General features: G+C 52.7%; 9 protein-coding genes and 1 pseudogene. 6 read left to right on the top strand and 4 right to left on the bottom strand.

Annotated features, from left to right (window positions below; translation table 11 throughout):
- Positions 1 to 75: 75 nt before the first annotated feature.
- The 6 genes from folD to rrtA all read left to right on the top strand — a co-directional run bounded on the left by folD (position 76) and on the right by rrtA (position 8259).
- Positions 76 to 927 (top strand): bifunctional methylenetetrahydrofolate dehydrogenase/methenyltetrahydrofolate cyclohydrolase FolD, encoded by an 852-nt coding sequence (gene folD / locus BOW06_RS10985; protein WP_043117260.1) that lies wholly within the window; start codon positions 76 to 78, stop codon positions 925 to 927.
- 58 nt (positions 928 to 985) lie between these two features.
- The gene (gene ettA, locus BOW06_RS10980) at positions 986 to 2653 is read left to right on the top strand and encodes an energy-dependent translational throttle protein EttA (protein WP_043117261.1); all 1668 of its coding nucleotides are present in this window, start codon (positions 986 to 988) and stop codon (positions 2651 to 2653) included.
- 3 nt (positions 2654 to 2656) lie between these two features.
- The gene (locus tag BOW06_RS10975; protein ID WP_078454753.1) at positions 2657 to 3505 is read left to right on the top strand and encodes an ATP-binding protein; all 849 of its coding nucleotides are present in this window, start codon (positions 2657 to 2659) and stop codon (positions 3503 to 3505) included.
- Between the two features lie 18 nt (positions 3506 to 3523).
- Positions 3524 to 6988 carry a transcription-repair coupling factor gene (gene mfd / locus BOW06_RS10970; RefSeq protein WP_078453368.1) on the top strand — a complete coding sequence of 1155 codons (3465 nt, stop codon included), beginning with the start codon at positions 3524 to 3526 and terminating at the stop codon, positions 6986 to 6988.
- Positions 6989 to 7144: 156 nt separating this feature from the next.
- Positions 7145 to 7582: a hypothetical protein gene (locus BOW06_RS10965; RefSeq protein WP_143556132.1), complete on the top strand. Its 438-nt coding sequence runs from the start codon at positions 7145 to 7147 to the stop codon at positions 7580 to 7582.
- Between the two features lie 122 nt (positions 7583 to 7704).
- A complete protein-coding gene (rrtA, locus tag BOW06_RS10960; protein ID WP_052132187.1) occupies positions 7705 to 8259 on the top strand; it encodes a rhombosortase in 555 nt (184 codons plus the stop codon).
- Positions 8260 to 8337: 78 nt separating this feature from the next.
- Here the strand turns inward: rrtA and BOW06_RS10955 are convergent, their stop codons facing one another.
- The 4 genes and pseudogenes from BOW06_RS10955 to BOW06_RS10940 all read right to left on the bottom strand — a co-directional run.
- Positions 8338 to 10308: a vWA domain-containing protein gene (locus tag BOW06_RS10955; protein WP_052132188.1), complete on the bottom strand. Its 1971-nt coding sequence runs from the start codon at positions 10306 to 10308 to the stop codon at positions 8338 to 8340.
- Positions 10305 to 10841: an RNA polymerase sigma factor gene (locus BOW06_RS10950; RefSeq protein ID WP_078453366.1), complete on the bottom strand. Its 537-nt coding sequence runs from the start codon at positions 10839 to 10841 to the stop codon at positions 10305 to 10307. The genes BOW06_RS10955 and BOW06_RS10950 overlap by 4 nt, the downstream gene beginning before the upstream one ends.
- 207 nt (positions 10842 to 11048) lie before the next feature.
- A complete protein-coding gene (locus BOW06_RS10945) occupies positions 11049 to 11798 on the bottom strand; it encodes an ABC transporter ATP-binding protein (protein WP_230209680.1) in 750 nt (249 codons plus the stop codon).
- Positions 11799 to 11826: 28 nt separating this feature from the next.
- A pseudogene (locus BOW06_RS10940) lies at positions 11827 to 12093 on the bottom strand (ABC transporter ATP-binding protein C-terminal domain-containing protein); the annotation flags it as partial.
- Between the last annotated feature and the right edge of the window lie 99 nt (positions 12094 to 12192).

Below are 12192 nucleotides of genomic sequence, written 5' to 3'. Positions count from 1 at the left end.
GAAATAACTACCTGATTCCAGAGCCGATTCGCTGTATTATATGCGCCCTGTTCAGCAAACCATGACGACAGCCAGATGACAGCACAAATTCTAGATGGAAAAGCGATTGCAGCCGATATCAAGGCACAACTGAAAACAGAGGTCGACCAGCTTCTGGAAGCCGGCAAACGGCGCCCGGGCCTGGCTGTAATCCTGGTCGGTGAAAACCCCGCCTCGCAGGTGTATGTACGTAATAAACGTAACTCCTGCGAACAGGCCGGTTTTCTCTCCGAACTGATCGAATTGCCAGCCTCAACCACCCAGCAGGAACTGCTTGAGCGCATCGACATTCTCAACAAGGATGACGCCATTGACGGCATCCTGGTACAGCTGCCGCTGCCCGATCATATCGACGAAAATGCAATCATCGAAAAGATCGATATCAGTAAGGATGTCGATGGCTTTCATCCCTACAACGTCGGTCGCCTGACCCTGCGCATGCCGAACTTACGCCCCTGTACCCCCAAGGGTGTCATGACGCTGCTCGAGCGCACCGGACACAAGCTCTCAGGCCTCGATGCCGTCATTATCGGACAATCGAATATCGTCGGCCGCCCGATGGCGCTGGAACTGCTTGCCGCACGCTGCACCATCACCGTGTGCCATAGCCGCACCAAGGATCTGGAAGAAAAAATCAGGAATGCTGATGTCATCGTCGCAGCTGTAGGCATTGCCAATTTCGTCAAGGGCGAATGGATCAAGGAAGGCGCACTGGTCATCGATGTCGGCATCAACCGTCTCGATAACGGTTCCCTGTGTGGTGACGTCGATTTTGAATCGGCAAAAGAGAAGGCCTCCTGGATCACTCCGGTACCCGGCGGCGTCGGCCCGATGACAGTGGCTACACTGCTGGAAAATACCTTTCAGGCATATCTGAACAGAGTTTGACAAGAGAATCGCCCCGAGGCGGGCCTCCCACATTAATGACTAAAGACTAAAGACCAATATGGCTCAATATATTTATACGATGAACCGGGTCAGCAAGATTGTCCCGCCCAAGCGGGTCATCCTCCGTGACATCTCACTCTCATTCTTCCCTGGCGCTAAAATTGGCGTTCTCGGCCTGAACGGCTCGGGTAAATCAACCCTGCTGCGCATCATGGCGGGACTCGATACTGAAATTGAAGGTGAAGCACGACCCCAGGCTGGCATCAATGTTGGTTACCTGCCACAGGAGCCGCAACTCGATCCCGACAAGGACGTGCGCGGTAATATCGAGATGGCACTCGGCAACGTCAAGGATGCGATGGACGAGCTCGAAAAAGTCTATGCCGCCTACGCCGAGCCGGATGCAGATTTCGATGCCCTCGCCAAGAAACAGGCTGAGCTGGAAAACATCGTACAGGCCGCCGACGGACACGGCATGGACAGGCAGATGGAGATCGCTGCCGATGCACTGCGCCTGCCGCCATGGGATGCAGATGTCACAAAGCTCTCAGGTGGTGAGAAGCGTCGCGTGGCACTCTGCAAGCTGCTCCTCTCCAAGCCGGACATGCTGCTGCTCGACGAACCAACCAACCATCTCGACGCCGAATCTGTCGCATGGCTTGAACGTTTCCTGCATGACTACCAGGGTACAGTCGTGGCCGTAACCCATGACCGTTACTTCCTTGATAATGTTGCCGGCTGGATCCTCGAACTCGATCGTGGCCACGGTATTCCGTGGGAAGGCAACTACTCCTCGTGGTTGGAGCAGAAAGAGGCTCGACTCGAACAGGAAGAGAAAACCGAGGCTGCTCGCGCCAAGGCGATGAAAAAAGAGCTCGAATGGGTACGCACTAACCCCAAGGGCCGCCATGCCAAGAGCAAGGCCCGTCTGCAGCGTTTCGATGAACTGCAATCGCAGGAGTTTCAGTCACGCAACGAGACCAACGAAATCTATATCCCGCCGGGTGAACGTCTCGGCGAACTCGTTATCGAAGCCAAGGGAATCAGCAAGAGCTACGGTGACAAGCTGCTCTACGAGGACCTGAGTTTCAACCTGCCACAGGGCGGCATCGTCGGCATCATCGGTCCTAACGGTGCAGGTAAAACCACCCTCTTCCGCATCATGACTGGTGAAGAACAGACCGACGGTGGTGAACTGCGTATCGGCGATACTGTTCAGATTGCAGCAGTTGACCAGAGCCGCGAAGCACTCAACGATTCGAAAACCGTGTGGGAAGAGATTTCCGACGGTTCAGACATGATCACTGTCGGCAGATTCCAGATGCCGTCACGCGCCTACGCCAGCCGCTTCAACTTCCGTGGTAACGATCAGCAGAAACGCATTGGTGATCTCTCCGGTGGTGAACGCAACCGCGTACACCTGGCAAAGCTGCTCAAAGAGGGCGGCAACCTGCTGCTGCTTGACGAACCAACCAACGATCTCGACGTTGAGACCTTACGTGCACTCGAGGAGGCGATACTCGCTTTTCCCGGCAGTGCCGTCATCATCTCGCATGACCGCTGGTTTCTGGACCGCGTGGCGACCCATATTCTCGCCTTCGAGGGTGACAGCAAGGTGGTCTGGTTCGAGGGCAACTATGCCGACTACGAGGCCGATCGCAAGCGCCGCCTCGGTGATGAAGCCGACCAGCCACACCGCCTAAAGTACAAGCCGCTCGAACGCTAAGCAATGAGTGACAAGCTCGATCAATTCCTGAAACGCGCCGAGGGCATGCTGGAACGCCTTGAACAGGTGTTGCCTGAAGCGCAGCAGGAGATCGACTGGTCAGCACCTGCACAGCGCTGGCAGCATGATGGAAACCGGGGCAGGCTCGAGGCGATACATTCACCACGTACACTGCGTCTCGACGACCTGCTATGTATTGATCATCAGAAAAGCGAACTGCTGCGCAATACGCAGAATTTCGTCACTGGCAAGGCAGCCAATAACGCCCTGCTGTGGGGCTCACGCGGTACGGGTAAATCATCACTGGTGAAAGCGCTGCTGCCTGAGTTCAAGGAACAGGGTCTGCGCCTGCTAGAGATCGACAAGGAACACCTGGTTGAACTGTCGCGCATACTGGAACTGATCGATGATCGCGATGAACACTTCATCATCTTCAGTGACGATCTCTCCTTTGAAGCGCAGGAGTCGAGTTACAAACCACTCAAGGCAGCCCTGGACGGCTCACTCGCCGGTTTACCCGAAAATATTCTCATCTATGCAACCTCCAACCGTCGCCACCTGCTGCCGGAGTACCAGTCGGAGAATCAGCAGAGCAAGATCGTCGATGAAGAGCTGCATCTTGCCGAGAGTCTCGAGGAGAAAATCTCCCTGTCAGAACGCTTTGGCTTATGGCTCTCGTTTCACCCTTTCAGCCAGGATAACTATCTTGACGCAGTCGCCCACTGGTTGCAGGCCTATGGATCTGAATTGAATGATGAATCACGTCCTGAAGCATTGCGCTTTGCGCTGCAACGCGGTTCACGCAGTGGTCGCGTCGCACGCCAGTTCGCAATCGATTTTAGCAACCGCTGATTCGGTTCTGTAAAGCTCATGAGCCAGGATTCAGGTATAACTCTCGACCAACTGACGCTGCCGCAACGGCCAGGCGAGCGTATCTTGCTGGGTGCTGTTCGCGGATGTATGACGGCAATGCTACTGGCTTCTGCAGCCCGCGATCATGATGGACTTGTCATAGCAGTCACTGATGATATCCAGCAGGCCATTCGCCTTGAGCAGGACATCCGTTTTTTTTGCGATGCAGGAGTGACGGTTACTCTTTTTCCAGACCGCGAGACTCTCCCCTACGATGTTTTCTCGCCGCTTCCCGAGCTGATTTCGCAGCGCCTCAAGAGCCTGCATGCAATGCCAGGCATGCAACGGGGCATTATCATCCTGCCGATCAACACCCTGATGCAGCGACTGCCGCCGCCATCCTATGTGCAGCAAAATACGCTGTTTCTGAAGAATGGTCAGCAGGTCGATTTTGAAGCCTTGCGCAGAAACCTCGAGCAGAGTGGTTATCGCTATGTCTCACAGGTAATGGAACATGGCGAGTTCTCCGTACGCGGCTCCCTGATTGATCTCTTTCCGATGGGCTCCAGTGATCCATATCGTATCGACCTGTTTGATGACGAAATCGATTCGATTCGGACTTTCGATCCCGAAACACAAAGAACGCGTGACAAGGTCGATGCAATCAGCATGCTTCCGGCACGTGAGTTCCCGACTGATGAGAAAGCAATCGAGGGATTCAGGCAACGCTACCGAGAAACCATTGAACAGGATTTCAATTCCAGCCTGATCTACCGCGAGGTAAGTGAGGGGCGCTTCCCCGGTGGCATCGATTACTACATGCCGCTATTTTTTGAAGAGACCGCAACCCTGTTTGACTATTTTCCGGACAACAGCCTGATGCTGTTGCAATCGGACTTTCGTGATGCGGCTGCCAATTTCGATGCGACCGTCAGCGACCGCTACGAACAGCGTCGCCATGATATTGAACGCCCCATCCTGCCACCACGCAGCCTGTTTCTCGATGATGATGAACTCGCCAATCGATTAAAGCAGTATGCCTCTGTGCTGTGGCAGTCACGCAAGGCAGACAGCGTCGGTAAAGGCATCGGTAGCTTCGACAATTTCACCAGTCGCACCCTGCCACCACTTGGCCTCAATGCGCGCGCCTCACGACCTGCAGGCCTGCTGCAGGATTTTCTCGACGGCTTCAGCGGACGTGTTCTCTTTACCGCCGAGTCAGCCGGACGCCGTGAACAGCTCTCGGAGACACTGGCATCATTTTCGATCCACCCGCAGCGTGTGGATAACTGGGATGACTTTACTACTACCGAAACCAATCCAGCGTTGACGATTGCTCCGCTCGAGCAAGGCATTGTCGTCAATGACCTTGCCATTGTTCCCGAGACAGCGCTGCTCGGTGAACGTGTTCGTCAGCCGGGGCGTAAAAAGAGCAAGAGCGACTCTGACCAGATCATTCGCAATCTCACAGAGCTGCACGAAGGTGCACCTGTGGTACACGAGGACCACGGTATCGGACGCTTCATGGGCTTGCAGACAATCGATGTCGGCGGTGAACAGCAAGAGTTTCTCGCACTCCAGTACTCCGGCAAGGACAAGCTGTATGTGCCGGTTTCAGCGCTGCACCTGATCAGTCGCTACAGCGGCGCATCACCCGAGAATGCACCGCTGCATAAATTGGGTACCGACACCTGGGAGAAGGCGAAACGCAAGGCTGCGCAGAAGGCACATGATGTTGCTGCAGAACTGCTCGATATCTACGCACGGCGCGAGGCGAGCCGCGGGGTCAAGTATCCTCAGCCCGGTGATGAGTATGCCGCCTTTGCAGCAGCTTTCGAATTCGAGACAACACCTGACCAGCAATCGGCAATCGATTCCATTCTGGACGACATGGAATCACCGCGGCCGATGGACCGCGTGGTGTGCGGTGACGTCGGTTTCGGCAAAACAGAGGTTGCCATGCGCGCGGCCTTCCATGCTGCTATTAACGGCAAGCAGGTTGCAGTACTAGTGCCCACTACCCTGCTTGCACAGCAGCATTTCACCAACTTTATTGACCGTTTTGCCGACTGGCCAATCGAGGTCGAGGGGCTCTCGCGTTTCCGTACTGCCAAGGAGCAGAAAGCGGTACTTGCAGGGCTCGAAGACGGCTCTGTCGATATCGTTGTCGGTACACATGCCATCCTTAAAACCGGCATCAAGTTCAAAAACCTGGGTCTCGTCATTATCGATGAGGAGCATCGCTTCGGCGTACGCCACAAGGAGCGGCTCAAGTCGCTGCGTGCCGAGGTCGATATGCTGACGCTGACGGCAACACCGATTCCACGAACACTCAACATGGCGATGTCGAGCCTGCGTGATCTTTCGATCATTGCCACTCCGCCGGTTGAACGCCATCCGATCAAGACCTTTATCAGCCAATGGAATGACAACCTGATACAGGAAGCAATCCGGCGAGAAATCGGCCGTGGCGGTCAGCTCTATTTTCTGCACAACGAGGTCAGCACCATCGACAATATGGCGCAGAAGATTGAAGCACTGGTTCCCGAGGTGAAAGTCGAGGTCGCACATGGGCAAATGCGCGAACGTGACCTCGAGCGTGTCATGCGCGATTTCTACCACCAGCGTTTCCAAATACTCGTGTGCACAACAATTGTTGAATCCGGTATCGATGTGCACACGGCTAATACCATTATTATCAACCGTGCCGACAAACTCGGCCTGGCGCAACTGCACCAGCTGCGTGGTCGTGTCGGGCGCTCTCACCACCGTGCTTATGCCTACATGCTGGCACCGCCGCAAAAGTCGATAACAGCTGACGCAAAAAAACGTCTTGAAGCGATTGAGTCCCTGGAAGACCTGGGCGCCGGTTTCACCCTCGCCACCCATGACCTTGAGATTCGCGGTGCCGGTGAATTGCTTGGTGACGAACAGAGCGGACAAATTGCAGAGGTCGGATACGCCCTCTACACCGAACTGCTCGAACGTGCCGTCAAGGCGATCCGCAAGGGCGAGCAGCCTGAACTGGACCGACCGCTCGATCACGGTGCAGAAATTGACCTCGGCCTGCCGGCATTGATCCCTGCCGACTATCTGCCGGACGTTCACATGCGCCTGGTGCAATACAAGCGTATTGCCAGTGCCGAAACTACCGAAGAGCTGCGTGAACTCCAGGTTGAAATGATTGATCGTTTCGGACTCCTGCCCGATCCATTAAAAAATCTCTTCGCCGCTACACGCCTCAAATTGCGCATTCAGACAATGGGAATCAGAAAACTGGACGCCAGTGCATCAGGGGCACGCATCCAGTTTGATGAGGACCCGAAGATCGATTTCGCCCATATCATCAGGCTGATCCAGACAGAACCCGACAGGTTCAAACTGGAGGGGCAGGACAAACTGCGTTTCACTGCCGACTTCGACGATCCGCTGACCCGTGTCGACAAGCTGGAATCCCTGCTGGCCCGGCTTCAAAACAAGTAAATATATTGCTCGCTGTATATGTCTGAGACGGGAAAAAATATATACTATGCAGTTATATTTATAGATAGGTTTTTTGTCTTGAGAAATTTCATACTTCCACTCCTTCTCGTTGCGGGTATTACGCTCTCTGGTTGCAGCGATGATCCCTCTGAAGAGATGACGTCATACACTGGCGAGGTCAGGGTCGCCCTGACAGGCGGAAAACAGTCAAACGGAAGAATCAGGCTACGCAATATCTTCCCGAACCAGGGAACCCAGGTTATCGCCATCGTACAACTGGAAAATGCCAAACCTGGCATGAAAGTGACCGGCGAATGGGCGCGACTTGGCACACTCCAGCCAAATGCACCCGGCCAGACACCAGATGGCATTCTTATCGGAAATGCTGACTTTACCCTGACGGAAGAGTCGATCAACCTGGAAACATCCGTCGGCTCAGGCAAACTTCAACTGGCCTCCAGCAACAAACTGCCGCCAGACTCTTACCTGTTGCGGGTTTATGTCGACGGTACATTGGTCAGGACATCCGGGTTTGTGCTGATTCCAGTGCCAAAACAGAAGGCCACTGGCACACCACCCCAAGTCGGTAACTGACGGAGTTTCCTCTGTACGCATAAGGAATACTCCAGTGATAAACTGTATCCGTCCGGCTTCTCTATACTCTACAGAGTCGCCCTGAATACACCCGTGATGAGTACTAATAGAAGAGAGCCCTGATGCGCGACAAACTGATATGGACCATTGCCGCAACGCTGACGCTTTTTATTACTCTTCAGCTCGTTCATATTTACGAACTCGATCTTCGATACATCGCCTCCTCTGTTGACAAGGGCGTCCTGTGGCGGCTTTTTTCAGGCCATCTCATCCACGGCAACTGGTGGCACCTGGCACTCAATGCAGCCGGTCTTGTTGCCTGCCTGTTACTATTTCGTGATCTTGAGAACCCACTCCTGCTACTGGTACTTTCGCTGATACTCGCTTTTCTTATCAGTGCAGGACTCTACTATTTTTACCCCCATATCACCTGGTACCTGGGATTCTCCGGGGTACTGCATGGCCTCTTCGTCATTGGAGCCATACTGGAACTTGGCCTGCTGGGCTGGGCGGTACTGCTGATCATGACAGTAAAAGTCGGATGGGAGATGACTGTCGGACCAATTCCCGGTACCGAGTCAATCATCGGCACACGCACCGTTGATGAAGTTCATCTGCTTGGCGCTGTATCCGGTCTTGTCGTTGGCTGGATTACCAGGGCCATCAAGAAGACCTGAAGGCAGCTGGTTGGGCCACAGCTGATAAAACGGCCACCAGGATCTTATCCTGGCGGCCTCTTATAACAGCTTGTCTCTTTACTCGTTCGACTCTTCTAGCTCAATGATTGCAGCTTTCCTGGCCAGGCCGACAAGTTCGGAGCGGTAACCATACGGGTCTTCACCGAGATTCTTCTTGGCCATCTCGATAACATCTTTATAATCCCAATCAACATAACTTCTGCCTTTTAGAATTTGGGCAAATCCGGCCACTGCTGTCGCAAAATTGAATTCCCGGGCAAGCGAATCACTCATCTCTTGCCCTGCCATCAATGGCTTCGAAATCAGCAACGATGTGTTACTCTCTGGCTGCTTGTAACGGATCTTCAGTTGACCATACTCATCCGAATACGCTTGCGGCTTATGAGTGCGCCTGTTTGCATCATAGTGCGGCGCATCAAGCAGTCCGCTGTTCGAGCCTACAGGCGTGATTTCATAGATTGCTGTTACCGTATGACCGGAACCGACATCACCGGCATCGACCTTGTCATTTTTGAAATCCTCCCTGTTGAGCGCCCTTGTCTCGTAGCCGATCAATCGATATTCGCTGACAGTTGCCGGATTGAACTCAACCTGGATCTTGACGTCCTTGGCAACTGTAAAGAGGGATGAAGAGGCCTCTTCAACCAGCACCTTGTATGCTTCGCTGAAGGTATCGATATAGGCAGCGACTCCGTTCCCATTCTGTGCAAGTGACTGCATGATGTCATCACGGTAGTTGCCGTCGCCAAAACCAAGCACTGACAGGAACACACCACTCTCACGCTTTTTCTCAACCAGCTCCTTGAGCTTGTCAGGGTCAGAGATACCCACGTTGAAATCACCATCGGTGGCCAGGATGATGCGGTTCACAGCATCTTTTTTAAAGCCTGCTTCGGCAAGATTGTAGGCAAGCTGAATTGCGCTTTCACCCGCCGTCGAACCACCGGCTGCGAGTGTCTCAAGTGCTGCCACGATCTTCTGTTTCTCAGCAACCGGTGTTGCTTCAAGTACAACTCCGGTTCCACCCGCATAAGTCACAATTGAAACCGTATCCGTTGGCTTGAGTTGTCCAAGCAGCAAGTGCAGTGACTTCTTCACCAGTGGAAGTTTATCTTCGGCTGACATTGAACCCGAAATATCGAGTAGGAAAACCAGGTTGGAATCAGGCTGTTTCTCCGCAGGTGCCTCAAACGCCTTGATGCCAATATGCACCAGTTTGTTTCCCTGTTTCCAGGGTGCATCACTGATGCCGACAGATGCCAGGAATGGCTCTTCGCGATCACCGGTAACCGGGTAGTTATAATCAAAATAGTTAATCATCTCCTCGGTTCTGACGGCATCATCAGCAGGTAAATTTCCACGATTCAGCATTTTACGGACATAGCTGTAGGAACTGGTATCCACATCTATAGAAAAAGTGGAGAAAGGTTCATCCGAAACGGATTTCACACGATTCTCATCAAATTGCTGAAACCGGTCATCGCGCTCTATGACGTTGAATGCATCATTTGCAATACCTGTCATTTGAGGTGCTGCAATGCGTTGTTTTTTCGATGCTATGGCAAAATCACGTCGTTCAAGTGCTTCCGACTCGGCAACTGCCAGTTCCCTCTCCTTGTGAACACGCGCTACTTCCTGTGGTGCCTTTGGTTTTGCCAGTTCCTCGACTGGTTGGATGCCAACATTCGTCTCCTGATCAAAGCGTGAAGCGACCAGTGGCGCATCGACTTGTGTTTGCCTGGCTTGCCACGTCGTGACGAAAACCAGGCCAATCAGACCCGCAGTTGCGAATCCCCCCATTAACCATCGATTACTTAAATGCATCATGATTCTTCCTATCAGGTTGTTGTTCTCACTGATAGGACGATTGCCGGATCGGTTTCCTTGGGCATCTTCTGATGTTTTTTGCTCTTCCTGTGCATTCTCAAATGCCTGCATTGCCGCATGCTTTGCACGCATTCGGGCTTCATCAGATGCAGATGCCTTGCCAGCCTGTTCGAACAGTTTCTTCAAATCCTGCTCTTTCATGATTTTTGCCCTCCCGATTCCAGAAGATGGAGCCGTTTTCTCACCTCATGAATACGCCAGGAAACTGTCGATTCAGTCACATCAAGTACCCTGGCGGCAGCCTGGTGGGTGAGTCCTTCTCCAATGACAAGAACCACGGCGTCAAGGTATCCCTTGCCCCATGTATTGATCTGTTCCAGCACCTGTTTCAGGTAGAGTTGCTGCTCAGCAACATCTGAATTGTGACTGACAGGATTCTGAGCCACATCATTGTCGGACTGATGATGCCTGCCCTCCTTGCGATGCCAGTCATTGGCACAATTGACGACAACCCGGTAAAGCCAGGTCGAGAAACTTGAATCAAAACGATATTGAGCAATGCTGCGAGCCAGCTTGATACAGACTTGCTGCGTGACATCCTCTGCATCCTGCCTGTTCATGACATACTTCATAGCCACGCTGAAAATCAGCTCATAAGAAGAATCAAGCACGTCAGAAAATGCATTCGCATCCCCCTGCTGAGCTTTTCTGATGATTTCTTCACTGAGTTCCATTCATTTCAGGCCGTAAATAGAGATTAGACGTAAGCCACAAGGGAATCCTTGGGAAGATGCTAACAGATATAAAAACTGCATGCCCAGCCTGCCAGATGATGCAGGCGATAGATTTATTTCACTCAAAAAAAACCGCGCACCTGCCTGTCAGGCAATGATGCACGGTTCGGTAGAGTTCAGAAATGTACTCTGAAAATAACAAAGACCCTAAATTGCCAGATACTCGTGACGCAGATCTTCGTTATCAAGCACTTCCTGCGCGGTGCCATCATAGACCAGCTTACCCATATCAAGGATCAGTGCGCGGTCAGCCAGCTTCAATGCAGCAACTGCGTTCTGCTCAACGATGATGGTTGTAATACCCTGTTTCTTGATGCCTTCCACGATACTGGCGATTTCATGCACGATCACCGGTGCGAGACCTTCATAGGGCTCATCCAGTAACAGCAATTTTATATCACGGGCAAGTGCACGGGCAACGGCCAGCATCTGCTGCTCACCACCCGATAGCGTGGTGCCCATCTGATTGCGGCGTTCAGCCAGGCGAGGAAAATGCTCATAAATACGCTCAATCGACCAGCCAACCGGTGGCTCTATCTGTGACAGCTCCAGGTTTTCCTGAACGGTAAGGCCGGCAATGATACGGCGGTCCTCAGGAACCAGTGCAATACCATTCTGGGCAGCACCGTATGATTTATCATCGTGTAATGGGTGGTGATCGAGCCAGATTTCACCACTATGCATCTGCGGATCGTCCATACGCGCTATTGATCGCAAAGTGGTGGTTTTTCCGGCACCATTGCGGCCCAGAAGGGCTACGATTTCACCTTCTCGGACGTCAAAACTGATACCGTGAATAATATAGCTTTCCCCATAGTACGAGTGCATGTTCCATACAGAGAAATAAGCAGGATCTGCACCTTGCGATCTTACCGGCTCTGGTATGGAATCATGAATTGGCTTCTTTTTGGCTATACTTCACTCATTAGTCCTGCTCCTCTCCGAGATAGGCCTCTTTCACCTTGGGATCATTCTTGATATCTTCCGGTGTGCCAGTCGCAATGATACGCCCCTGAGCCAATACACTGATCGTGTCTGCGAGACTGAAAACAACGTGCATGTCATGCTCGATGATCACTTTCGTCATGCCTTGTTCTTTGATCTTCTGCAACAGCTCAATGGTTTTATTCGTGTCATGGCGTGCCATACCAGCCGTTGGTTCATCCAGAAGCAACAATTTCGGGTGCTGAATTGACCTGCCCCCAACAAGTGGTCCAGTTTGAATGTTAGTTCATCGCCGGTTTCAGCTCCAGTGGAATGATGGATTCAGGAGCTGGAGGGCGATAGCCCA

Origin of the sequence: Solemya velum gill symbiont (genome assembly GCF_002020255.1) — a bacterium.
GTDB lineage: Bacteria > Pseudomonadota > Gammaproteobacteria > Chromatiales > Chromatiaceae.
The sequence above is the reverse complement of the archived record's forward strand: the minus strand, read 5'-3'. Positions and strand labels throughout refer to the sequence as shown.

Excerpts from the sequence above, each read along its gene's own strand:
- rrtA (WP_052132187.1), top strand. The coding sequence starts at position 7,705 with ATGCGCGACAAACTGATATGGACCATTGCCGCAACGCTGACGCTTTTT.
- BOW06_RS10950 (WP_078453366.1), bottom strand. The coding sequence starts at position 10,841 with ATGGAACTCAGTGAAGAAATCATCAGAAAAGCTCAGCAGGGGGATGCG.
- mfd (WP_078453368.1), top strand. The coding sequence starts at position 3,524 with ATGAGCCAGGATTCAGGTATAACTCTCGACCAACTGACGCTGCCGCAA.
- ettA (WP_043117261.1), top strand. The coding sequence starts at position 986 with ATGGCTCAATATATTTATACGATGAACCGGGTCAGCAAGATTGTCCCG.
- BOW06_RS10975 (WP_078454753.1), top strand. The coding sequence starts at position 2,657 with ATGAGTGACAAGCTCGATCAATTCCTGAAACGCGCCGAGGGCATGCTG.
- BOW06_RS10955 (WP_052132188.1), bottom strand. The coding sequence starts at position 10,308 with ATGAAAGAGCAGGATTTGAAGAAACTGTTCGAACAGGCTGGCAAGGCA.
- folD (WP_043117260.1), top strand. The coding sequence starts at position 76 with ATGACAGCACAAATTCTAGATGGAAAAGCGATTGCAGCCGATATCAAG.
- BOW06_RS10965 (WP_143556132.1), top strand. The coding sequence starts at position 7,145 with ATGACGTCATACACTGGCGAGGTCAGGGTCGCCCTGACAGGCGGAAAA.